19 protein-coding genes are annotated in these 23,629 nt (G+C 39.0%); 13 read left to right on the top strand and 6 right to left on the bottom strand.

Translation table 11 applies throughout. From position 1 onward, the window contains the following. Positions 1-19 precede the first annotated feature (19 nt). The 3 genes from B2107_RS19845 (at position 20) to B2107_RS19835 (ending at position 3,246) form a co-directional block, all read left to right on the top strand. Entirely contained in the window at positions 20-1,486 is a 1,467-nt protein-coding gene (locus B2107_RS19845) for a c-type cytochrome (protein WP_293957489.1), read from the top strand. 19 nt (positions 1,487-1,505) lie between these two features. After that, a complete protein-coding gene (locus B2107_RS19840; protein ID WP_293957488.1) occupies positions 1,506-2,852 on the top strand; it encodes a c-type cytochrome in 1,347 nt (448 codons plus the stop codon). A 124-nt stretch (positions 2,853-2,976) separates the two neighbouring features. Further along, positions 2,977-3,246 (top strand): hypothetical protein, encoded by a 270-nt coding sequence (locus B2107_RS19835; protein ID WP_293957487.1) that lies wholly within the window; start codon positions 2,977-2,979, stop codon positions 3,244-3,246. 201 nt (positions 3,247-3,447) lie between these two features. On the opposite strand, the gene B2107_RS19830 is transcribed toward B2107_RS19835, so the two are convergent. The 3 genes from B2107_RS19830 to B2107_RS19820 form a co-directional block, all read right to left on the bottom strand. Next, the gene (locus B2107_RS19830) at positions 3,448-3,684 is read right to left on the bottom strand and encodes a hypothetical protein (RefSeq protein WP_293957486.1); all 237 of its coding nucleotides are present in this window, start codon (positions 3,682-3,684) and stop codon (positions 3,448-3,450) included. A 182-nt stretch (positions 3,685-3,866) separates the two neighbouring features. After that, positions 3,867-4,697: a DUF4595 domain-containing protein gene (locus tag B2107_RS19825; RefSeq protein ID WP_293957485.1), complete on the bottom strand. Its 831-nt coding sequence runs from the start codon at positions 4,695-4,697 to the stop codon at positions 3,867-3,869. Position 4,698: 1 nt separating this feature from the next. After that, complete coding sequence (locus B2107_RS19820; protein ID WP_293957484.1) at positions 4,699-5,466, bottom strand: MbnP family protein; 768 nt, start codon at positions 5,464-5,466, stop codon at positions 4,699-4,701. A 448-nt stretch (positions 5,467-5,914) separates the two neighbouring features. Between B2107_RS19820 and B2107_RS19815 the strand changes: the two genes are divergently transcribed. The 3 genes from B2107_RS19815 (at position 5,915) to B2107_RS19805 (ending at position 8,677) form a co-directional block, all read left to right on the top strand. Beyond that, the gene (locus tag B2107_RS19815; protein WP_293957483.1) at positions 5,915-6,595 is read left to right on the top strand and encodes a type 1 glutamine amidotransferase domain-containing protein; all 681 of its coding nucleotides are present in this window, start codon (positions 5,915-5,917) and stop codon (positions 6,593-6,595) included. 139 nt (positions 6,596-6,734) lie between these two features. Then, positions 6,735-8,054 (top strand): NAD(P)-dependent benzaldehyde dehydrogenase MdlD, encoded by a 1,320-nt coding sequence (mdlD, locus tag B2107_RS19810; RefSeq protein WP_293957481.1) that lies wholly within the window; start codon positions 6,735-6,737, stop codon positions 8,052-8,054. 257 nt (positions 8,055-8,311) lie between these two features. Continuing rightward, positions 8,312-8,677, top strand: a complete 366-nt coding sequence (locus B2107_RS19805; protein ID WP_293957479.1) for a response regulator transcription factor — start codon at positions 8,312-8,314, stop codon at positions 8,675-8,677. Positions 8,678-8,690: 13 nt separating this feature from the next. Here the strand turns inward: B2107_RS19805 and B2107_RS19800 are convergent, their stop codons facing one another. Then, on the bottom strand, positions 8,691-10,685 hold the full coding sequence (locus B2107_RS19800; protein ID WP_293957477.1) for a PAS domain-containing sensor histidine kinase: 1,995 nt from the start codon (positions 10,683-10,685) through the stop codon (positions 8,691-8,693). Positions 10,686-11,020: 335 nt separating this feature from the next. Here B2107_RS19800 and B2107_RS19795 point away from each other — a divergent pair, with 335 nt between their 5' ends. The 7 genes from B2107_RS19795 to B2107_RS19765 all read left to right on the top strand — a co-directional run bounded on the left by B2107_RS19795 (position 11,021) and on the right by B2107_RS19765 (position 21,669). Further along, complete coding sequence (locus tag B2107_RS19795; protein ID WP_293957475.1) at positions 11,021-12,130, top strand: NAD(P)-dependent alcohol dehydrogenase; 1,110 nt, start codon at positions 11,021-11,023, stop codon at positions 12,128-12,130. Positions 12,131-12,302: 172 nt separating this feature from the next. Further along, positions 12,303-14,300 carry a PAS domain-containing sensor histidine kinase gene (locus B2107_RS19790; RefSeq protein WP_293957473.1) on the top strand — a complete coding sequence of 666 codons (1,998 nt, stop codon included), beginning with the start codon at positions 12,303-12,305 and terminating at the stop codon, positions 14,298-14,300. 370 nt (positions 14,301-14,670) lie between these two features. Continuing rightward, on the top strand, positions 14,671-15,357 hold the full coding sequence (locus tag B2107_RS19785) for an AcvB/VirJ family lysyl-phosphatidylglycerol hydrolase (RefSeq protein WP_293957472.1): 687 nt from the start codon (positions 14,671-14,673) through the stop codon (positions 15,355-15,357). A 51-nt stretch (positions 15,358-15,408) separates the two neighbouring features. Beyond that, entirely contained in the window at positions 15,409-17,913 is a 2,505-nt protein-coding gene (locus tag B2107_RS19780) for a DUF5686 family protein (protein ID WP_293957471.1), read from the top strand. Positions 17,914-17,945: 32 nt separating this feature from the next. Next, positions 17,946-20,510: a phosphatidylglycerol lysyltransferase domain-containing protein gene (locus tag B2107_RS19775; RefSeq protein WP_293957469.1), complete on the top strand. Its 2,565-nt coding sequence runs from the start codon at positions 17,946-17,948 to the stop codon at positions 20,508-20,510. Beyond that, positions 20,511-21,107, top strand: coding sequence for a hypothetical protein (locus tag B2107_RS19770; RefSeq protein ID WP_293957467.1), 597 nt, complete (start codon positions 20,511-20,513; stop codon positions 21,105-21,107). A gap of 37 nt (positions 21,108-21,144) precedes the next feature. After that, the gene (locus B2107_RS19765; RefSeq protein ID WP_293957466.1) at positions 21,145-21,669 is read left to right on the top strand and encodes a GNAT family N-acetyltransferase; all 525 of its coding nucleotides are present in this window, start codon (positions 21,145-21,147) and stop codon (positions 21,667-21,669) included. Here B2107_RS19765 and B2107_RS19760 read toward each other — a convergent pair. Together B2107_RS19760 and B2107_RS19755 are read right to left on the bottom strand one after the other, a co-directional pair. Further along, entirely contained in the window at positions 21,666-22,394 is a 729-nt protein-coding gene (locus tag B2107_RS19760) for a LytR/AlgR family response regulator transcription factor (RefSeq protein WP_293957465.1), read from the bottom strand. The two genes, B2107_RS19765 and B2107_RS19760, sit on opposite strands and share 4 nt — an antisense overlap. Before the next feature lie 5 nt (positions 22,395-22,399). Beyond that, positions 22,400-23,422, bottom strand: coding sequence for a sensor histidine kinase (locus tag B2107_RS19755; protein ID WP_293957464.1), 1,023 nt, complete (start codon positions 23,420-23,422; stop codon positions 22,400-22,402). Positions 23,423-23,629 lie beyond the last annotated feature (207 nt).

Below are 23,629 nucleotides of genomic sequence, written 5' to 3'. Positions count from 1 at the left end.
TTGTAAAAAAGGATAAGAGATGGATTTTCCAATGTTTCATTTAGATTGGTTGAATGACCGATTTTTAATCGCTGCAGTAGCGATAATACACGTAATGATTAATCACGGATTGGCTGTAGGATTTATACCCTATATAACCTGGCTTGAATTTAAAGGAGTACAACGTGGGGGCAAAGAACAGATTGCGGACTGGCAGTGGGACAGGCTTATACACAATAAGATGAAGGTAGGGTTCATCATTACCACTACAATAGGGGCAATGACGGGGGTGGGTATCTGGTTTACCGTAGCACTGGTAAGCCCAAGTTCGATAGGCAGTTTGATACGTGTATTTTATTGGGCCTGGTTTACCGAATGGATGGTTTTTGTGACTGAAGTTATCCTTATTTCGATTTACTATTTGACCTGGGAGAATGCAAATAAGACTTTACGCGCCAAGCTCAAGCATGTTCGGTTTGGTGCATTTTTGAGTGTAGCCTCTTGGATTACGATGGTTATCATCGTTTCGATATTAAGTTTTATGATGGACCCGGGCAATTGGAATACACACAAAAGTCTATTTAATGGTTTCACCAATCCGATTTATATTCCACAGCTTTTATTCAGGACCCCTGTTGCCATGCTGATGGGTGGAGTATTTGGCATGTTGCTGACAACCCTATTCACCCAAAAAGGTTCCCAGCTTCGCGAACAGGTAGTGCGTTTAGGCGGAAAATGGATCCTTGGATGGACGCCATTAGCGTTGGTAGGAGCAATTTATTACTGGCATGCCATGCCCGATGCGATGAAAGCGAATATGAGTACAGCGGTGGGCTCCATGGATTTCTCGGAGTATTATGATATTCTCAAATTTTTCATTGTGGGGTCCACTTCTTTATCAATACTGCTTGCCGTATGGGCGATCTTGAAGCCTAAAAAGGTGAATTTTGCGGTCGTCCTTATTCCCTGTCTATTCGTCTTTGGCTTTCTAGGCATCTTCGAACGTGTTCGCGAATTTATTCGTAAGCCTTATGTTATTGGCGGATACATGTATTCCAATCTACTTTGTGAAGAGGACTATCCTCTTTATAAAAAAGATGGTATACTTCAGCACGCTACCTACACCAGTGTAAATGAAGTGACCGAAACGAACAAAATCGAAGCGGGCAAAAATGTGTTCATGCTAACCTGCAGCCGCTGCCATACGAGCAATGGAATCAATTCCATTGTCGATGTGTTTGAAAAAATGTACGGCAAAGGCAAACCGCTGGACGAAGAATCTATGGCCTCCTATATTCCCAATATGCATCAGGGAAGAACATTTATGCCTCCATTTCCGGGCAATAAAAAAGAACTGGATGCTCTGGTGGCCTACATTAAAGAATTGCAGGCGAGCGGTGAACCGCTTCAGGGCGCACAGTCAGAAGGCGTTGTAGTTAATCCTAAGCAGAGCCTGGAGCAAGCTTCTAAGACCTATGGTGACACCGTATTAGTTTCAAAAAAATAATTTAAGAGAGATTTTAAACATGAATTCATACCTATTACAGGCAGCTACTACACCTGTACCAAGAGATTTGCCCTTAGACCTTCCTCTACCTGAGTGGTTGCTCGTTACTTTGTTGATCGTATCGTTTCTGCTCCATATCATCTTCGTCAAGTTGATGGTTGGGGGAAGTATACTTACCCTTTGGGCAGAAATAAAGGGTCTAAAAAATAAAGAGTACGATACATTTGCTTATGAAGTAGCCAAGACCGTAACTGTCAACAAGAGTATGGCAGTGGTATTGGGGGTAGCCCCTTTATTAAGTATTAATACCTTATATACGGTCTATTTTTATTCCGCCAATGCACTGACAGGCTTAGCATGGCTTATGATCATTCCATTAGTTACAATTGCTTTCCTGTTGACCTATCTGCATAAATATACCTGGCTTGCGCTTGCCAATTATAAATACCTGCATATAAGTATTATAGCTTTGGCAGTTTTGATCTTTCTGATTATTCCAACAATCTTTTTGACAAATGTTAATTTAATGTTGTTCCCCGAGCGTTGGGCTTATGTAAAGGGTTTTCTGAGCGCGCTCATGCTGCCCAATGTGCTACCGCGTTATGTGGAGTTTATTGGAGCTTGCCTCACGGTAACAGGCATATTTATTGTCTGGTATAACGGCCGCATTTCTTATCCTGTGGAGCGGATTTATCTGAATATGGACCGCAGTGGATTAAAACGGTTGGGTTATTATATTACAATGGTTGGTCTAGGACTGCAGTTGGTATTTGGCTTGATCGTGATGCTGAGTCTCCCTTCCAAAGGAATCAACTTCGAAGTAATTGAACTTATGGTCTGTGGTGGGGTCGCTTTGTTGATTGCCTTATGGTTTTCGTGGAAAGCATTATCAGCGGAAAGTGAATCGGTTGCCGATGCGCAATTTTGGAAGATTGCGACCAGTATATTGATCTTCATATTGATTTACGGCGGAAGCCGACAGATGTATCGGGAGCAGGCCCTAGACAAGCACCGACAATTGATGCACGCTAAAACAGCCGCGTTTGAAAAGCTCAGCAAAGAAGCCCGCGAACACCCGATTGATGATAATGCTTTGCTTGCAGTAGATTCATCTTTAGGAGATTTAGCCAAAGGTGCTGCACTATTCAAGCAGAACTGTGCCAGCTGCCACAAGGAGAAACAACGTTTGGTAGGGCCTCCTGTTTCAGAAATGGCTACGATTTATAGTTCCAATGAGAGAGGTTTGAAAGCGTGGATTAAAGCACCTGGTAAGAAAAGAGCCGATTTTCCGCAAATGCCTGGATTTCCGCAGCTTTCAGAAGAAGATCTGAGCGAAATAGCCAAATATATACTATCCTTCAAATAAATATAATGATGCAATCTAAGGAATTGAACCGCAAAAAAAATAGGCTTCTCGATATGCTGCTGATAGCAGTGGTCTTGGGGCAGGTAATTTATATTCTGATCGAACTCTTAAAAACAAATTAACAATGAGCAAGTTTAAAGTTTCCAAAGCGCATTTATCATGGCTGTATCTTATGGATTTATATCTATTGTTTGCATTCGGATGGACATGGTATCTCAATAATCAACCTCAGCTATGGCTGGGCGTGCTCTCCGGCTTATTCTCAACATTAGTTGTGGTATTCCAGGGTATCCATATTTCGAGCCTATACCTCTACATGATAAAAGATAATTCCCTCAGATCCAAAGGTGAAGAACTAGAGAAAAACTATCAGTTCATCAAAGGATTATATTAAGATTTACGTAACCTCGATTCGACAGTAGGCCAGAATTTAGCTCATTCGCCTACTGATCGAATCAATTTTTTGCTATTGTGGCGACATCACCAGGGTGAAATCCGTACTTGCAGTTAGACCATTATTAGCCGTCGTTTCAATTTTTAATTTGTATTCTCCTGCATCAAGGCTACCGTTTTTCTTGAGTGATATTACTCCCGTCTAGGTATTGATGGAGAAAAGCGCGTCTTTATCTGTAAAAGATGCATTATCTTTTAGAATTTCCTTGATTTTGAATGTTCGCCGGTACTTTTCTGGATTGAATATTGGAGCATCGGAGGTAAAAGCATTTCCTAATGCTATTACAAATCTATTGTAGATTACTTTTAGATCATATTGTTCATAATAAATTCCATAGAAGAAGGAAGGATCAGGTAAAATTATTGAAAAATTTTTCATTTTTTATTGAAATGGTTTTTTCAAAAGTACCAAGTCGTTATCGCCTTTACGTTTCGGTTTTCGTGCATTTAGTTTTACTATTCAAGCCTATTAGAAGTATTTGTATAATAAAAAAGTCCCATTGGCATTGCTGTCATGGGACTTCTATTGGCAAACGATGAATAAAACTTACTACTTAGGGCTTATTTGCACAGGTAATTGAAATTGTAAACGGTTGAATCAATGCTTTCCTGTGTATTGATTTCCTTTAGATGCAAAATTTTATCGTCCTGATCAGTTGTGTACTCAAAATGATAAGATCCAATACTTGTGATTTGATTTTTCACCTGTTTGCCAAGGTATCCACCAGCGTACAGAATTCCCCATGGTAAAGTCTGGTTGACAGGTTGCGGTATTCGATTGATTAATGTTTGAATGTGATAAAACGGTGATAAGGTAAATAGGGGCGTAGCTTTGTATGGTTTGTCTGTATTGTACGTCAATGAAAAGCTTCCTCCGGCTATTCCGTCAGTCACATTGACCAAGTTTCCATTTTGGTATGTGAGCAGCACCTGCTTGTCGCCTTCTTTGATTGCTTTGAGTTGATCATTCTGATCATAGTCAAAAGTCAGTTCCATATAGGTTTTTAATTCAGTATCCTTATAAGAGTGCATTTTTCTGGTCATGCTTATCGCATGACCCTTATTATTAAGTTTGTACTCATCGATAGATACATAAGGCTCCTCAAAAACAAAATATTTTATAATAATTTTATCATTATAGTATTCGAATGACATAGGATTGCTGTCGACTGAACCAATGATTATCCTGTTATCGGCATCGTTCTTAAATTTGGTTGTTATCAGTTTTCCTTCACGATCACCCATAAACCATTTGGACGAGTAGTCTTGAAGTATACAGATTGGCTCACGTTCATGGGGGACTACGGTCGTTTTTTCGTCTTTTGAGCAGCCTACAAATAGGGCAGAGCCTGTAAGGGTTACAGCGAATAACTGTTTGATTGTAAAAGTCATTTTATTTTAATTTAAAGAAGTTGTTTTTGAAGGCGTCTGCTACTATTTCCATCAGCTTTGGAGTTGATGCTGCCACAGCAGGATTATTCCAGCTATCTACTGCCTGAAGGATAGTCACTACATCTCCCTCAAATTTTATTATTTCTTTGTCCTCTTGTGTAAGGTTGATATCTTTTTTCACAGTAATTGTCCGGTAGTTTTCGTTCAGTCCGGTCTCTATTTTGAGTACTTTTGATGTTTTATCTACTACCATCCCTTTGATACTACTGAATATATAACTCGTATGCCACATCCAGGATACGTTGGTCATACCTTTCATGGTTGATAGTTCACCAATGGCATCGCTGAGATTGTTGTTCCGTTTTTCGTCTACACCTACAGCAAAAGATATGGATTTATAGGTGTTTTTTGGAATGTTATTCAATACGATAGTTTCCCGTTTATTGGCGGGGTAAACATATTGGCCATCCTGTACTGTTACCTCGCCAGTTTCTTCAATCAGGTAATACGCATTTGGAATTTCATACCAAGAGCCGTCCTGAGTCTCCAGCTTTATATTGCTGATCCAATATCTAAAGCTATCAAATGTGTAATTTTCTCCATCGATGTTATAGGTCTTATTGATATTGAAATCCTCGTTACCAACCCGATTGTCGAACGTCAGTTCTAATGAGCTGTTATTTATTATTATTTCTTTTTCTTTGGAGCAAGAGAAAAGTGATAGCAAGGGTGTAAAAATCAAAAAGGATTTAAAAGGTTGTTTTAGCATGACTAATAGTTTTTGTTTATTGGCTTCTATTTTTATGTTGTAAGTAATGCTGCAAAAATATCAATCCTCTACGCTATTGAGATTTTACAAAACGTGCGAATTAGTTTTGTTTTCGTGCCTGTATAATTTTACCGGTTTTTAAATTTGATCAATAGATTCCAACCATTTTGTAATATTTGGTGTTATTAAAAGGGAAAGCGTATTAAACTATACTTTTCAAGCAGGTATTGAAACATATCGTAAAACTAAAGTCAAGATATATGTATTTCAATAGTATATTTTGCACAATATAGTTTTAGTTGTAACTTTGATCTAGATGATTAAGACAGGAACTGGGCTGATCTAATTTGATCTTCGAGGTTGCTTTATAATTAATGGTTATTTCTTAATGCTCTGCGAGAGATATTTTAACATTTGATACAAATTAAAATCACTAAATATAAAAAACATGAAAGTACTATTTGTAGTTACTTCCCATGATGATTTGGGAAATACAGGACATAAGACGGGATTTTGGGTGGAAGAATTCGCTGCTCCCTATTATTCGTTTAAGGATGCTGGCTTTGCAATAACCGTTGCCACTCCAAAGGGCGGACAGGCTCCAGTCGATCCAAATAGCGAGGTTCCAGATGCACAGACGGCGGCGACTGAAAGATACTATAAGGATGAGGAAGTACAGCGTATTATTGCAAATACCGAAAAATTGAGTAATCAAAAAGCAAGCGATTTTGATGCCGTATTTTATCCGGGAGGTCATGGGCCGCTTTGGGATCTGGCAAATGATAGCGATTCCCAACAGTTGATTCTTGATTTTTATAACGGCAAAAAACCTGTAGGCGCTGTGTGTCACGCACCCGGTGTCTTTAAAAATGTAAAATTCGAAAATGGTAAAGCATTTGTTAAAGATAAAAACGTAACTGGTTTTTCGAATAGTGAAGAAGCTGCTGTCAAACTCACTGAGGTAGTCCCATTTCTTGTAGAGGATGAGTTGAAAAAATTAGGCGGTCATTATACCAAAACAGAAGACTGGGGTGTGCATGTGGTAGAAGATGGTCTTCTTATCACTGGACAGAATCCTGCATCTTCAGAAGCTGTTGCGGAGAAGCTTATTACACTTCTAAAAAAATAATAATATACTATAAAAGGCAGTTTATACTGCCTTTTGTCATTTAACGGCACAGCAACACTACTTAATATCAAATTAGTCAAATGCACCCACCTTACCGTTGCTAGACAAAATTTTTGAAGGTGGGAAAAATAATAATAAAATGAGCACTGAAATTCAAAATAAGATAAAAAACGTATTTGAAAAACAAAAAGACTTTTTCAGAACGCAGACTACGAAGGAAATTATGTTTCGCAAAATGCAATTGCAAAATTTCCGCAAGGTCTTTGCGAGCTATACTGACGCAATCTGTGAGGCTTTAAATATCGATCTCGGGAAAAGCAGGGAGGAAGCAGAATATGCCGAAGTTCAAATTGTACTCAATGAACTTGATGATATGATCCAGAATATGGAAGAATGGGTAAAACCAACTTTTGTTAAATCAAAATTACATACTTCAGGAGCTGATGTCATTAGTAAATACATTTACGAGCCCTATGGAGTGAATTACATTATCGGTCCATTCAACTATCCTGTTCAGTTGACTTTCAGCCCGCTCATCGGCGCCCTGATGTCGGGTAACACGGCTGTGATAAAACCATCTGAAAACACACCACATGTTGCACAGGTTATTGAAGATATCGTAAAAGAAGCGTTTGATGAAAATTACGTTGCTGTATTTCAGGGTTCTATCGAAGAAAATAGCTTTTTGTTAACTCTTCCGTTTGACTACATCTTTTTCACTGGAAGTCCAAAGGTTGGTAAGATCGTCATGAAAGCTGCCGCTGAGCAGCTTATACCGCTAACATTAGAATTAGGAGGGAAATCTCCAACGATCGTTCATCACGATGCTGACCTAGAAAAAGCTGTTCAGCGTATTTCTTCAGGTAAGTGGATTAATTGCGGACAGACCTGCGTTGCCCCTGATTATGTCTATGTTCATGAATCTATCAAAGACGAATTTATAGACCGATTTAAGTCGTATTTGAGCGTAACTTACGAAGACAAATCATTAGGAAAAATAGGGAAGATTGTCAGTCAGCATCAGATCAAAAACTTAGCTTCTTATTTAGCTGCAGCGTCAGATAAAGTGATCTATGGGGGTAAATACGATCTTGATACACGTCATTTCGAAGCTACACTTATGACGAATATAAGTTGGGAGGATGATGTGATGCAACAGGAAATATTTGGCCCAATATTACCTATCCTCACTTATACTAATATAGACGAAGCTTTAAATGAAATTAACAGTAGACCAAAACCTTTGGCGCTTTATGTGTTTTCGGAAGATCAAAAATTTGCAGACGATGTGATTGCACGAACAACAAGCGGTGATGCCGAAATTAACAGTACATTGATTCACGTGGGATCTCATTATCTCCCTTTCGGTGGAGTAGGCAATTCTGGAATGGGTAAATATCATGGTAAGTTCAGTCTGGAGAATTTTAGTCATAAACGATCTATTCTCCAAGTTAAGTAGGATGTAACCTTAAATGACTGATCGGGATTGTAGGTTCATTGATAGCATGAATAATATCCAGCTGTGCAAGTTACGAGCTGATAAATTTTAAAGTTTGGAGACCTGATGCGACCTTCAATTGTAATTTCTTAAAAGAAATTTATCATACACGATAACTTGCACAGTTTTTGTTTAGGTATCATGAACTATTTGACCCGCCTTCGATTGGTTATTTAAGACAGTTTGTGCTGTCAATTTAGGGTTCATTAAAATAAAATATGAAAACTGTTTTTATTCTAGAAGATGAGGTTGGTATACAGGAAGTGCTTGAACTTCTTTTATCATCACAAAATTATAATGTCGTAACCTTTTCAAGTGTAAAGGAGTTCAATTGTAGAGAAATGGCTGTTCAGCCGGATTTATTTATGCTTGACGTGATGTTGCCTGATGGACTCGGAACCGAGGTGTGTCGAGAACTTAAATGCGACCCAATAACATCTAAAGTGCCAGTATTATTGATGAGTGCTCACGCTAAAATTATAAAAACTGACGATCCACACAGCGCTGATGATTTTATGAGCAAACCATTTGATATAAACGATGTTATTTCAAAGGTTGCTCAATTGATCGCAGTCCAGGCATAAGACTGGCTGGAGATTATAATGCAACTGCGCTTAACGGGAGTGGCAGGCAGAAGGAAAAGGCGCTACCTTCATTTTGAACACTCTCTACGCGTATAGTTCCATCATGGAGTTCTACTATTTCTTTACATAGATAGAGTCCGATACCCAGCCCCGCTGTTCCACCACTGCTAATTTCCTTCACCCGATAATAACGTTCAAATATTCGTTCCTGGTCATCAAATGGGATTCCTTTTCCATGATCTCGAATACTAATATTGATATTTTTATCATCCACTACATAATCGGTAATTATCGTTGACCCCACAGCAGAATATTTTATGGCATTGCCAATCAGGTTATGTATCACCTGTGCTATCTTTTCTCGGTCAGCATATAAATTCACAGGCCCAGAAGATTTAAAAATAAAATTATGAGTTTTGACAGTGAAGCGAATCTCTTCTTCAATTTCTGAAAACAACAACTTGAAATCAAAAACTTTTTTATCCATATACATCATACCCGATTCCAACCGCGATACGTTGAGAAAGCCATTAATCATACTGGTCATATAATCAACTTGCTTTATAGATTTCCCAAGCATATTTTGAGGTGCAGCTTCCTTTGTATGAAAGTCCATTTGCTGTAACATTTGCAGATAAGCTTTAAGCGATGTTAGTGGTGTCTTTAGCTCATGACTGACCATACCCATAAAATCATCCTTACGCTGTTCCTCTTTCTTTTGCTCTGTCACATCCCTAAGTGTACCATTTAAACTTAATGGATTCCCATTTTGATCATAAAATACTCTTCCATTTGCCTGAAGAAGCCTTATTTTTTTATCAATCTTATTTTTAATCCTATATTCCACAAAATAATGACCATTGGATTCAGGGCTAATTGCGTATTGAATTGCTGCCATCACACGATCCATATCCTCTGGTAAAATGACTGATAAGGCTTCTTGAAGATCTGCATTTTCATAACTTGAAAGGCCAAACCAAGTCTTGAGCATGGAGTTCCCCGAAAAATTATTTGTAGCAATTTGGTAGTAGAATGTAGCGAGCTCACCAGCTTCTATAGCTAGTGCGAGCATCTGCTGATTATTCTCATTCCGCCTTTTTTCCAAAAACTGTTGGGTAATTTCTTCTAGGATGATAAGTACACCGGAAATATGGCCATCTCCTGAAAATATAGGCTGATAGATAGAATTTACGATCGCTTCTCTCAAGCCATCTTTGTGCAACAGTTTTACCGAGAATTCTGTATTAATTTTAGGCTCTCCGGTTCTATATACGTGTTTAATCCATTCGTTAACGGGCTGTCCCTGTAGCTCTGGCCGCGCACTTTCATGAGGAAATCCGATTAATTCTGACTCCTTGCGACCCCAAATCTCGAGAATTGCAGGATTGGCAATTTCAATGAGATGTTCGGGACCGTTCAACATGGCAATACCGACAGGTGCCTGCGCTATGATTGCTCGGATATACTCCCGACTATCTGCAAGCTGCTTTATATAGCTATTGAGTTCTTCATTAGTGGCAGTAAGTTCCTCAAGTGTAGCAGCCATTTCCTCATTGAGTGCCTGCTCTATTTCTTCTTTCTGCTTTATCTGCCGCAGAAATTCCCTACGCGAAGTTACTTCGAGAGCAGTATTTAAGATACACCATGTTTTTTGATCTTGGTCAACAAGCGCTCTATATTCGTAATCAAAATAATTCAGGGTTTCCTTTCCGTTTTTGATCAGTACAGCGGGCGCCTCAGATACAGCATACGTTTTTCCGGTATGCCACACTTCTTGTAGCAGTTTTAGAAACGGCTGGCCCTCAAGTTCGGGAATCGCTTCCATTAACGGTTTGCCGATAACAGAAGATTCTTTGCCCCAGAGTGCTAACATGCCAGCATTTGCAAAACGGATAATCATATTTTCGCCGGAATATATAGCGGTAGGTGCAGGCGAGGAAGCTAAAGCCTGAATAATTAATTCAGTACTAAAGGAATTATCAAATGGGCCTTCGTTCGGGGAGTTCATACACCAGCAAAAGTATGGAAAAGATAATTTATATTTATGAATAATTGTACTAAAATGCGCTATATGTTTTCTCATGCATTTGTTCAGGAGAAGGTTTGAAGTCTGCAATTTCCTTTAATCTAAAAATTAATGCAAATTCTTTCATAGGTATAAAGTTTTTATTATTTGCACGTAAGACGACTGATTGACTAATAGAGGGACAATATCACGTTAATTTTAATTGCTTCCAGTTGCATCCTAAATACAACGATAGATCAGATCGCATTTTTCTTGATCTACATCAAAAAAAAAAATCTTATAAAGTGCTAATTTCAATCTAACAAAAAGATAATACAATGGAAATTACAGCCGCATTAGTAAAAGAAAAAGGTGGAAAATTCGAATTGGAAAAAATAACCTTAGAAGAACCTCGACAAGATGAGGTATTAGTACGAATTGTAGCAACGGGAACTTGTCATACTGATATGGCTGCCCGAGACCAGCAGACCGGCGATACACCTTTTCCTATCGTATTGGGACATGAGGGGGCTGGAGTTATCGAGAAAGTAGGAGATGGGGTTACAAACCTTAAAGTGGGAGATCATGTCGTGTTAACCTTCGGTTTCTGTGGGGAATGCTACACTTGTCAGCATGGTAAACCCACTTACTGCGAAAATTTCCCAGCTTTGAATTTTGGGGGATCACGTATGGATGGCTCTCATAGTCACCATCGCAAAGAGCAAGCTGTTTTCGATAATTTCTTTTCTCAGTCATCCTTTGCCACCTATGCGATAGCAAATAAAAGAAACACTATAAAAGTTTCTGAAAAAGCGCCGTTAGAGTTATTGGGCCCGTTAGGTTGTGGTATTCAGACTGGGGCAGGAGCAATCATCAACTCGTTGAAAGTGTCTCCAGGAAAAACAATTGTTATCTCTGGAGCCGGTGCTGTGGGACTGGCTGCTTTGTTGGCAGCAAAAGCATGTTCGGCTGCGCAGATTGTATTAGTCGATATCAATCAAGAACGTCTAGATTTTGCGTTGGAACTAGGTGCAACCCATACAATTAATAGCCGCAATGAGAATGTAGTAGAAAGTTTACAAAAAATTTCACCAAAGGGATTTGACTTTGGTTTTGACACCACGGGTCGTAATGATGTTATTAATAATACCCTATCGAGTTTGAAGTCCTTAGGACAAATGGGTATTGTTGGTGTAGCTACTAAGCCCCTTGAAGTTGAAATGAACGCATATGTACTTAAAGGAATTAAGTTAATTGGTATTGTGGAGGGAGATAGTGTCCCAACCGAATTTATCCCTGAGATGGTGCAGATGTATCTGAATGGGCAGTTCCCGTTTGATAAATTAATTAAGAAATATAGATTTGAAGATATTAATCAAGCTATAGAAGATTCCGAATCGGGAAAGGCCATTAAACCAGTAATTCTTATAGGTCAGTACGAAGCTTAATCAAAAATAATGTAAAAGTCAGCAGCAATAAATGTTGCTGACTTTCATGTTGAATATTTAGGTCCATTAGATCAGTTATTTATGGGTCAAAGTTAATAGGACTAGAACTATTTAACGTGTTATCGGTTTATAGCAAATAAATTGATTACATTTGTCTTATTGATCTTATCGCATGAATTCTCCCAAAAACATTGATCCTGAGTCATTGCTCAGTATACTTTTTCACTCACCAAATGCTACGGCAGTCTATCAGGGAGAAGACATAAAAATATTAACGGCCAACTTAGCAATGCTTAATTTTTGGGGAAAAGACAGATCCATTGTTGGTAAAAACCTGCAGGATGCCGTTCCTGAACTTAAAGGACAGCCTTTTGTTGATATTCTCAAAGAAGTATGGTATTCTGGTGAAACTTACATCGCAAAAAACTGTTCGGCGTTTCTTCAAAAAGATGGTGATCTCCAAGAGTTTTTCTTTGATTTTGAATACAAAGCTATTTTAGATGAAGACGGCTGCATAGCGTATATCCTTCATACTGCTTCAGAAGTTTCCGAACGTATGGAAGCGTTAAGACTTGCAGGGGAAAAGTCACTTGTGGAAAACAATCTTAACGAAAAGCTTTTGGCCATAAATGAGGAGTTTAAAGTAATAAATGCAGATCTTCTATCTAAAAACGAGGAACTCATTACTTCAGAAGACAATCTTCATAAACTAATTTCTTTGTTGCATGAGCAGCAGCAGCTTTTCCGAATTATGATCGAGCAGTCTCCTGTTGCCATGGCTACTTTAAAAGGTCCTGATTTCGTTGTGGATGTGGTTAATCAGCATGTTCTTGACATTTGGGGTAAAGATCGCTCTGTATTGGGGATGCGGCTTGCTGACGCCTTGCCTGAACTGAGAGATCAGCAATTCCTTGATATTTTAAAAAATGTGTATGAAACCGATGAACCTTTTTACGGAAAAGAGCTTAAGGCCCTACTTACCGTCGATGGAGAAACGCTAGAACGCTATCTTAATTTCGTTTACCAGCCTACGAATGGACTATCAAAGGAGGAGAAGCTTATTCTTATTGTGGCGACAGACGTTACAGAACAGGTAAATAGTCGAAAAGCAATCAATGAAATAAATACTCGACTGGAAATCGCCATGGATGCTAGCAGATTAGGTTCTACCGAGGTGGAGCTAGCAACTGGAAAGATGGAGAGCACGGATCGATTTAAGATGAACTATGGATTTATGCCAGAAGAGGATTTTTGTTATGCAGATCTTTTTGAGGCAATGTATCCGGAATATCGTGAGCAGGTAAAAGAACTGGTGCACGAGGCGATTCGTACCAATGGAATTTATAGCACCGAGTATCCTGTCAGATGGCGCGACGGCTCCACACATTGGATTCAGGCCCATGGACGTCCTCGTTACAATGATTTTGGCGTTGCAGATCGGATGGTAGGCATGACATTAGATGTTACCGATCGTAAACTTTTTGAGCAGCAGAAAGATGATTTTTTAAGTATTGTGAGCCACGAGTTAAGAACGCCAATAACGGTTTTAAAAGCTTCCCTACAGTATCTTGAACTTTTAAAGGATAAGCCCAATAGTAATCTTCATTCAAAAATGATCAATCAATCCTTAAGGAGCGTGGAGAAGATGAACGATTTGGTTGCTGAACTATTGCAAATACGCCGCCTTACTGAGGGACAGCTTGAAATTAAGAAAGATTGGTTTAATATGTTTGATCTTCTTCAGCATACATGTGACCATATTTGCTTTGAGAAAGAATATCAACTTGTTGTTTCGGGAAATCAAACTGCGACTGTATATGCTGATGAGCATAGGATCGATCAGGTTGTTATCAATTTTGTCAATAACGCTATAAAGTATGCGCCATTGTCGAAAGAAATTCATCTAAATGTCGAGGTATTAGAAAATCAATCGGTAAAAGTATCTGTCCGCGATTTTGGCATTGGCATCGAGGAAGAAGCCCTGCCTAAATTATTTGACAGATATTATAGGGTCAGTCATTCCGGTAAAGAATATTCTGGATTGGGACTTGGTCTGTACATCTGTTCCGAAATTATCAGAAAACATGATGGACTGATAGGAGCAGAGAGTGTTCTCAATGAGGGTAGTACATTTTGGTTTATTCTACCAAACGGCAAGTTATCTGATTAGAATTCTACTATAATTCGCTTTCTTATTGCTTGTTTCATAAAGATTATTTATTAAAATCTCACCTTTGCAGAGATCGATTTACCGCGGTAAACCGTCCTTTCTCATTTTTAGAAATTCTTTGTTGTAGAATTAACTGTAGCATCCCTCGTGGTTCCAGTTTTATATTGCGTATCAGATAAATTAACTAATTATCGGGAATCAATCTTTTACCTAAACGATTTGGGATTTGTCCGAGCATTTTCTGACAAGAACACTTCATCATTTATAGTTGTCCGTTTGTCATTTATTTTTCTTAGTCCATTGGTTTTATAATTGATTTGTACCTGAAAATAACAGGGAAATACAAATAAGTTATATCAGACTAACAACAATGCTCTTAAATATTAAATTCCTTTTGGCAATCATGCTTTTCAGCTTTGTAAGCCCTCAATTGGTGTATGCTCAGATTCCAAATTATGTCATCCCTGAAATAAAAGGGAACACGATTGAAAAGACGCTGGTTGTTTTTATCACTGGCGATGGTGGATATAACAATTTTAGCAAGAGCTTATTGCGCTATTTTGAGCGAGAAGGTTTCGATAGGTTGATCCTCGATTCAAAAAAATATTTTTGGAAAAAGAAGACACCGAAAGAAGCAAGCCAAGATTTTGAAAGATATATTCACCTGTATCTAGAAAAGTCTAAATGTGATAATATCTATATCATCGGCCACTCTTTTTCTGCGGCAATCCTTCCGTTTATAATACATCACTTCTCGGCTGCTCTGCAGAAAAAAATCAGGCATGCCACCTTTCTTTCTCCAGATAGATATGCAAGTTTGGAAGTGACATTATCCACCATGCTTAATTTCAAACAGAAGCCAAATGAGTATGAGGTTCTTCCCGAAGCGCTCAAATTGAGATCTATTGCTTCCACTTATATATTTTGTAAAGAAGGGGAGGAGGAATTAGCATCCTTGTTTCAAAAATCGGGATTATCCGTAGCCCGGTTAGACGGACCTCATAATTACAACAGAAATTTTCAAGCAATTTACCAGGCAATCAAGCTCACTAAATAAAGCTTGCAAACCAAAAGATTATTAAAAAATAAAAACATTTTAATGAATTTTATGCGCAACTACCTCGTTTTCCTTTTTTTATTTGCTATTTCATCCTTGTCTGCTCAGGAACTCATAACCGGAAAAGTTGTAGATGCCAGCAGCGGTCTAGCAATAAGAGGTGTTACCGTGAAACATATGCAAAGTGGCATTGCAAGCAGTACCGATCAATCGGGTAATTTTCATCTGCAGATTTCCGCCTTAACAGGAACATTATCCATTAGCTCTGTTGGTTACACAAGTCGGATCATGCCTGTTTCACAGCTTACTCCAGGGAAATCCATAACGATCATACTTTCAGAATACAGTCAAAATCTGGACGAGATAGTTATCAACGCGCCGAAAAAGCGGTATAGAAATAAGAACAATCCAACCGTCGACATTATCCGAAAAGTAATCGAAAAACGTGACGAAAACAATGCGCTGAAAGGTGCGGATCAAGTTTTTTCAGAATATGAGAAACTTTCAATGTCATTGGGAATTCTCAATGAGAAAACTGCCGACTCCCGTCTACTGAGAAAGTTCACTTTTCTTAAAGCTGGGCTTGATACAGTAAAGTTACCGGGACGGTCGCTTATACCGATTTACATGAATGAAAAGCTTGGAGCTAGAACGATATCCAATAGTCAGGGTTCGTTGTATACGTTAAGAGCTGAGAATCAATCGCGGGTAGATCAGTTTATCGATGAGGACGGAATAGACGAATACTTAAATAAGATCTACGGATTGAGCGATGTATATGAGAATGATGTGGCCATTGGTAACAGACGTTTCTTAAGTCCGATCGCCACCCTGGGACCTTCTTTCTATAAATATTATAGAATGGATACGATCAGCGAAACATCGCCTAGGCAATTAAAAATCCGATTCGTTCCACGCAATCCTCAGGATGCACTATTTTCAGGATTTCTCTATGTTGATCTAGATGGCAGCTATGCACTGCGCAAAGCAGAGCTTAGCCTGAGTGATGAGACCAACATCAACTGGGTGAAAAGCCTGCAAATGTACTTTGACTACAGTAAAAATGAGGACAGCAAGTATTTCCTGAATAGGAGCGTGACTAAGATTGACCTCGGCTTATTTCAAAAAGGGATGAACCTATTTGGAGAGAAAGTATTGATCAGAACGCTAGGCGAGCAAGCACAGCTTGCATTACCACCTTCGGACAATAGTGAGTCGACCGCGGGAAAAAATGATTCGAAAATGAACTGGGACCTTATGCGCCCTGAAAAGTTGAGCACCCTTGAAAGCAATGCGTTTCGCAACATTGACAGTTTAAAGAACTCAAGGTCATTCCGCAAGTTAATGTCGGTAGGTGCTATTATTACCTCTGGTTATATTGGGAAAGGTCTGTTTGAAATAGGACCCATACCTTCGTTTTATAGTTTTAATCCTGTTGAGGGAAGCCGTTTCAAATTCGGGGGAAATACGACCGATGAGTTCAGTAAACGGCTGGTACTTGAAGGCTATGGGGCATATGGCTCTAAAGATCAGAAATTCAAATATAATCTGGGAGCTATTTACTCGCTCAATGGCGAGTCGGTATATAAATATCCCGTGAGTTCAATCGCTGTCAGGACTACCCGCGATATCCGTGTGCCGGGACAAGAGCTCAATTTTTTGGACAACGATAATTTTCTACTCTCTTTTAGACGCGGTCATAATGACCGGATGATCTATTTTAACAAAACCCAGGTCGAGCTACATCATGAATTTGACAGTCACATATCGTTTAAGCTCGGGTTTAAAAAAGAAACGTTAACTCCAGGGGGCAGACTGATTTTTCCATTCAATACTAATGAAAGCCGTATGGACAACATCAGCACGGTGGCACTCACCGGAGTATTCCGCTGGGCACCGGGCGAGAAGATTTATCAAGGCAAGCGTTATCGTCGAATAATAAATACAGGGAAACCTATTTTGTCTCTATCCGGAGAAGTTGGGATCAAAGGATTGATCGGGGGACAGTATGATTATCAGCGCTTCATTTTTGCTGCCAATAAAAGAATCTTTATGTCGCAGCTGGGATTTTCGGACGTCGTTTTTGAAAGCGGCATTCAATTTGGAAAAGTACCTTATCCGTTGATGATGATTCATCGTGCCAATCAGACTTATGCCTACCAAGCCAACTCCTTCAACTTGATGAATACATTGGAGTTTATGAGTGACCGCTATAGCTCCCTGCAGTTTCAGCATGGATTTAATGGTTTTATCCTTAACAAGGTGCCCCTATTGAAAAAATTGGATTTAAGGGAGTGGTTTTCTTTAAAAGTACTATATGGACATGTAAATCCTGAAAATAGGATGAATAATGAGGAATTTGAGACCTTCAATCCCAGCCCCGGTTATAAGCCTTCGTTATTTAAATTAAACAGGGGACCGTATGTGGAGGGAAGTGTAGGGCTGGGTAACATTTTTAAGATACTGCGTATTGATGTCGTGAAACGTTTTACCTACCTGGACAATCCAATGGTTTCTAAGTGGGGCATCCGGGCAAAAATTGGAATTGATTTTTAAACTATTCTCATTCAGTTATGAAACTATCAATCATGGAAAATTGGAAAGTGTTCTTTAAAGTCCTCCTCGGTCTGATTTTATTGATGGGGTGTGTGTTTTTCTTTATTGACCAGCGGTCTGAAGTCATCGCTGCCGGTCAGTTGATCCAAGATTCCGCTCCGCTTTGGTTAGCCACTGGAGCCGCACTATCGTTGGGTTATATCGTTGTTCATGGCTTGGTTTATACCGCCAGTTTTAAAGCGCTATCCTATAAACTTTCTCTACCGATAGCCATAAAGCTATTTTTAAAGCGAAATTTTGTGGGGGTGTTTCTTCCCGCAGGCGGATTCACCTCGATTGCTCTTTTTAGGAATGATACGGCAAAAGAGGAAATATCCCGTTCAACAACGGATTTCGCTTCAGTCATCTATACCCTGGTTAATCTACTTTCCTTATTATTACTGAGCTTATTTGTATTATTTTTTTGGGGAATCCACAATGCCAGTGAGTCTTTTCTGCTCTTTTTAGCGGGTTCTTTGGGCCTTTGTATCGCGATAACATATGGTATCGTATCTTTTTACAGAAAAAAGGCCGTATTTAGGCTTACTGCAAGGTATTTCCCTTCGGTTCAGTCTTTTCATCAGGATATAAGCAGTAAAAAGTTAACCATGAAGCCATTGATCCTGAGTTTGGTTTGGGCTCTGGTTGTGGAGCTTATCGGGATATTTCATTTGTATGTGTCCATTCGTGCGCTAAATCTTGAACCGTCCGTTGAGGCCTGTCTCGTCGTTTATACAGTTGCGACATTATTTTACTGTTTTTCACCCTTTATGAAAGGAGTAGGTATTGTGGAAATTTCCATGGTTGTTTTACTGTGCCGTTTTGGTTACACAGAGCAGGAAGCTATCTCAATATCGCTGCTTTATCGACTGTTTGAATTTTGGATTCCCTTGTTGGTCGGCGGCGTGAGCTTTTTCGCTCAGAAAGATAATATTCTCGTCCGTTTGTTACCGGCTATTTTCCTCTTTGTATCCGGGCTATTGAATATTGCTTCCGCCTTCTTACCAGCTTTTCTTCCAGCAAAGGAGCCTATCATGGTGATTTTTTTGGAAAGCGGATTTTTCAGTTCCACGGTCAGTTTTCTATTGATCGGGATTGTTTGTATTGTCTGTGCTATCTTCTTGTTTCGTGGCCTGCGGGCAGCGTGGTATCTTTCACTTATCATTTGTGTCGCTTTATGCACAGGCAGTTTTATGGACGGTGATGTATATACCGAGGGGATAGCTGCCTTTGTTGTAATCGTTATCTTATTATACTCATATAAGCACTATTTTGTGTCAAACATAACCAGATTTACATCAATAAAAAATAACGCTTCAATTGCTTTAATTCTAAGTCCGTTGATGTATGGACTACTTGGATTTTATTTTCTTAATCGTACACATTTTGTCATGGATGCCACGGTCGTTAGTTTAATAAAGACCACATTACAGGCCTTTGCTTTGCTTGATGCACAAGCGGGCAATCCATATACGCTTTTAGGACACAGCTTCATATATTCACTCAATTTGCTCGGAGCAGTGTGTATTTCAATGCTGTTTTATTTCGCACTAAGACCCGTAACCAAAGCGGAAGATCCGATAGGCAGGGAGGTAGAACTGGCACAGATGCTGCTTGAAAAGTATGGCCGGTCACCAGTAGATTATTTTAAGACCTACGGTGACAAAAGTTTCTATTTCAATGCAAATAAAACCGGATTTATTGCTTATAAAATAACCTTTGGCTTTGCGGTGGTGTTGGAGGGTCCAGTCTGCGCAAATAATCGAGATATTATGCTTGAATTAATACAGTCTTTTGAACGGTATTGCAGAACACAAGGGCTGAAAGTCACCTATTATAGGGTAGATATAATGCAGCTAGGATTATACCAAGCATTGGGAAAAAAGCATTTCCTTATTGGTGAAGAAGCCATTGTCGATGTTACCAATTTCAACTTACAAGGAAAGAAGCGTAAGTCCTTAAGAAACGCCGTTAACACGATAGAGCGCAAAGGTTATCAAACGCAATGTTATCGCGCTCCTTTATCTGAAGCGTTGATTGCTAAACTTCGCCTGGTGTCCGACAGTTGGCTCATCGACATGAAAAGAAGTGAGCGTGTATTTTCCCAGGGTATGTTCGAGGAGTCAAAAGTAAGAAATAGTGATGTCATCACGTTGGAAGATGAGCATGGTACAATCTTGTCGTTTTTAAATATTATCCCTGATTATACGCCTAAAGAAGCCACCTATGACCTCATCAGGAAAACTGATACGGCGCCCGGCGGGAATATGGACGTGCTGTTGCTCCGCTTTATATCATACTGCAAGGAAGAGGGCTATGAGATGTTGAACATGGGGCTTGCTCCGCTTTCAGGTTTTGAGCGTAAAAAAGGGCTAATAGGAACAGCGATACATTTTCTCTATAACAAACATAAATATTTTAAAAATACACGTGGATTGAGGGAGTTTAAAGAGAAATATGATCCTTTGTGGATACAAAAGTATATTGTATACAGTCATGATATCGATCTTTTAACAGCTCCGTTAGTCATCAATAAAGTGATGCGTGTAAAGAAGTAAATGATGAATAATCTAGTCAATAACAATTTTGAGAAGGTAAAATTCTCGTTCTTTTATATACCATTATTTTTTTTGGTGGCCTTAGCAGTATTCTTTTCTATCAATCATGCCTGGACGGTCGACAATTATATCGCTGTTCAAAAAGATGTCTTTTTTAGGGTTAATTCTGTTTTGTCGCACTATCCGAAATGGATGGAGAATCTAACACAGCTTGGAGACGCGCTTGTTATTCTTTCTTTTCTTTCGTCTTTACTGATCTTTATCCCGAGAATCTCTGGGCCGCTGTTATTAGGGTCACTGATGGTCGGCGTAGGCGCTCATTATACCTTAGATGTTGCGATCGGGGGTATTATTGGTTACATTGCGGCTCTAGGAGGTATCATCATCAATCATAAATGCAATTTATGGCGATGGATATCCAAAAAACAGTATATTGCTTTATTGATCGTCGTTTTTTTGGTTTGTTGTGGTATCCTATTTCAAAAAATAGTGGCGGAGCAGCTGCCCGTTTTTTATGGTTCGTTTATATGCTTATGCATTTCTCTTTACATCACGATTTGTAGATTTAAAGACCCGCAAAAAAACAGAATTGGGTAAATTTAGAGCGATAGTCAAAACAATTGGAACAATTTTTATGGCATTATACCGTACAGAGAGATTAATTGTTCGCCGCTTCATTGAGCGAGATGCGGCAGCATTCTTGGATTATATGAGCGATCCACGCGTGAATTGTTTTTTAGAAGAAAAGCTCTCCAATATGCCGGAGGCCTTAGCTGAGATTAAAAAGAAGAGCAAAGATAGCTCCCAGTTCGCTGTCTGTAGAAAAGAAGATGGTATCTTGATCGGACACCTTTTTGCGATGGAAGAAGGAGATACCTACAATGTTGGCTGGCATTTCAATACCAAAATAGAAGGTCGGGGATATGCAACTGAGGCGGCACACGGCTTATTTGATTATCTCTTTCATCGCAAAAACGCAAGAAGAATTTACTGCTATGTTGAGGATTACAACATCCGATCACAGCAATTGTGTAAAAGGCTGGGCATGCGCCAAGAGGGACTGTTCCTTGAGTATATTTCCTTTACTAGCAATGATGATGAAACACCAAGATATGAGAATACACTACAGTTCGCACTATTAAAAAAGGAATGGACTTAAATCTTCATCCGTTCGATGACATTTTTTTTATAAAACTTTCCAATCGGGAGAAGCGTTCCGTTCTTTAAAAAGAGTTGACCACCAGCAATTTTTAAAATTTCCTTCAACGCAACCAAATAAGATTTATGAATCCTCACAAAAAGTTCCGGATCAAGCTTGTTTTCAACTTCCTGTGTCGTAATTTGACTCATATACATTTTCTCAGCTGTGAAAAATTTAACATAATTTCCATAGCTCTGGGTATAATATATCGTGCTGAAATCCAATTTCACAATTTCGTTGTCAACTTTTAAAACAAGGTGGTCCGCTTTTAGTATTGACTGATCGGTCTTGTTAACGGTTTGGTCTAATGCTCGCTTATTTTTTCCAAGTCGGTTGATAACTTTATCAATGGCCGAAAGAAAGGTTTTGAAATCAAAAGGCTTTACAAGATAATCCACCACATCATATTTATAAGATTCCAATGCATATTCTTTGTAGGCAGTGGTGAGAATAACAAACGGCTTGTTCGACATAGCATCGAGCATTTCCATCCCTGTTAATCCTGGCATGTTGATATCAAGAAACATAACATCAACCTGATGGTTATACACATATTCGATGGCCTCTACAGCAGTGTAGAACGATCCGTTGAGCTGAAGTTGTTTCAGCTGGCTGATAAAATGCTCCAGTACGCGGTGCGCACCTTCTTCGTCATCAATAACAATGCAATTTAATTGATTCATATAAGCTATTTTTGAAGTGGGATTAAAAGTGTGGTTTCATAGCTCGTTTCTGACTGCTTTTCAACAAGGCTGAACTTACCATTATAAATAAAATATAATCGTTGTTTAAGATTGTTCAGGCCAACTTGTGTAGATGCTTTTTTTAGTTTTTCATCTGCCAGCGAATTCTCAATGGTCATGAGTAACTCATCGGCTTTTAACTCAATGTGCATATGAACAAACCAATAAGATAGATTCTGGCTATGTTTAAAACCGTTTTCGACCAGAATAATAAGAAGAAGGGGTGATATCTGCCATACACTCAATTCCTCCGGTGAGTGATCGCATATAAACCGTATATCACATCTTTTACCGACCCTTTCCCTTTCCAGGTCAATATAATTCCGGATAAAATTGACCTCGTCAGCTAGGGAAACTTTCGGTACGTTGCCATTTTCTATCTGATAGCGCATCAGCTCAGATAGTTTAACAATAAGTCCGGGAGTTCGATCCGGTTCTGTTAAGCTTACACCATATAGGTTATTGAGCATATTGAAGAAGAAATGTGGATTCAGCTGAGCATGTAGAAATTTTAAATTCATTTCATTGAGCAAGATTTGATCCATACTTCTGCGCTGTACTTCCAAAGCGTAACTCTGCATCAACGAAAGAGCCATGATGGTTGCTGTACTGATGATACAGATTACGAAATGGTAAAGAAAATCGAGTAGCAGCTCATCGGGTTCAAAAAAATCAGGCTGTATCCAGTAGGCATTTGCTACAAAAAGTACAGAGGCACCTGCAAGGATAGTCGTTAATGAATAACTAATATAGCTTAAATATCTTTTGAGCAGATAGAACCGAAAAATAAAAAACCGATGGATCTGAGCCTGCACATATAGAATTACAAAAAAAACAAGACCCTTCAAGAAATTTTCGAGCGAATTTATAAACAACCACTCATGCAGCATTGTGAGAATATACATCGCACAAAAGATCATAATCTCCTGTCTCCATCTTTTTCGTATGCCAATCCTTGTTGCGTCCATAATATAAGTTTGGGTTCAGATCAAAGATGTTCAATCTTGAAAGAATTCTTGTAGCACTTCCATTGCTCAAAAGTCGGAAAATAAAGGTAATTCGAAAAATTAAAATGACCAACGCGTTTTGACATTTAGTAAAGTCTGTTTGTCCGTTTTATTTTTAGGGCTGAAGTTTATCAACTTGCTTTGCAGCACTAAATTTTTGCACATGAA

The organism is Sphingobacterium sp. UBA7855 (genome assembly GCA_002500745.1).
GTDB lineage: Bacteria > Bacteroidota > Bacteroidia > Sphingobacteriales > Sphingobacteriaceae > Sphingobacterium.
This window is presented reverse-complemented; position numbering and strand designations above follow the sequence as displayed.

Coding starts and splice junctions, on each gene's coding strand:
- B2107_RS19845 (WP_293957489.1), top strand. CDS start 20: ATGGATTTTCCAATGTTTCATTTAGATTGGTTGAATGACCGATTTTTA.
- B2107_RS19840 (WP_293957488.1), top strand. CDS start 1,506: ATGAATTCATACCTATTACAGGCAGCTACTACACCTGTACCAAGAGAT.
- B2107_RS19835 (WP_293957487.1), top strand. CDS start 2,977: ATGAGCAAGTTTAAAGTTTCCAAAGCGCATTTATCATGGCTGTATCTT.
- B2107_RS19830 (WP_293957486.1), bottom strand. CDS start 3,684: ATGAAAAATTTTTCAATAATTTTACCTGATCCTTCCTTCTTCTATGGA.
- B2107_RS19825 (WP_293957485.1), bottom strand. CDS start 4,697: ATGACTTTTACAATCAAACAGTTATTCGCTGTAACCCTTACAGGCTCT.
- B2107_RS19820 (WP_293957484.1), bottom strand. CDS start 5,466: ATGCTAAAACAACCTTTTAAATCCTTTTTGATTTTTACACCCTTGCTA.
- B2107_RS19815 (WP_293957483.1), top strand. CDS start 5,915: ATGAAAGTACTATTTGTAGTTACTTCCCATGATGATTTGGGAAATACA.
- mdlD (WP_293957481.1), top strand. CDS start 6,735: ATGAGCACTGAAATTCAAAATAAGATAAAAAACGTATTTGAAAAACAA.
- B2107_RS19805 (WP_293957479.1), top strand. CDS start 8,312: ATGAAAACTGTTTTTATTCTAGAAGATGAGGTTGGTATACAGGAAGTG.
- B2107_RS19800 (WP_293957477.1), bottom strand. CDS start 10,685: ATGAACTCCCCGAACGAAGGCCCATTTGATAATTCCTTTAGTACTGAA.
- B2107_RS19795 (WP_293957475.1), top strand. CDS start 11,021: ATGGAAATTACAGCCGCATTAGTAAAAGAAAAAGGTGGAAAATTCGAA.
- B2107_RS19790 (WP_293957473.1), top strand. CDS start 12,303: ATGAATTCTCCCAAAAACATTGATCCTGAGTCATTGCTCAGTATACTT.
- B2107_RS19785 (WP_293957472.1), top strand. CDS start 14,671: ATGCTCTTAAATATTAAATTCCTTTTGGCAATCATGCTTTTCAGCTTT.
- B2107_RS19780 (WP_293957471.1), top strand. CDS start 15,409: ATGCGCAACTACCTCGTTTTCCTTTTTTTATTTGCTATTTCATCCTTG.
- B2107_RS19775 (WP_293957469.1), top strand. CDS start 17,946: ATGGAAAATTGGAAAGTGTTCTTTAAAGTCCTCCTCGGTCTGATTTTA.
- B2107_RS19770 (WP_293957467.1), top strand. CDS start 20,511: ATGATGAATAATCTAGTCAATAACAATTTTGAGAAGGTAAAATTCTCG.
- B2107_RS19765 (WP_293957466.1), top strand. CDS start 21,145: ATGGCATTATACCGTACAGAGAGATTAATTGTTCGCCGCTTCATTGAG.
- B2107_RS19760 (WP_293957465.1), bottom strand. CDS start 22,394: ATGAATCAATTAAATTGCATTGTTATTGATGACGAAGAAGGTGCGCAC.
- B2107_RS19755 (WP_293957464.1), bottom strand. CDS start 23,422: ATGGACGCAACAAGGATTGGCATACGAAAAAGATGGAGACAGGAGATT.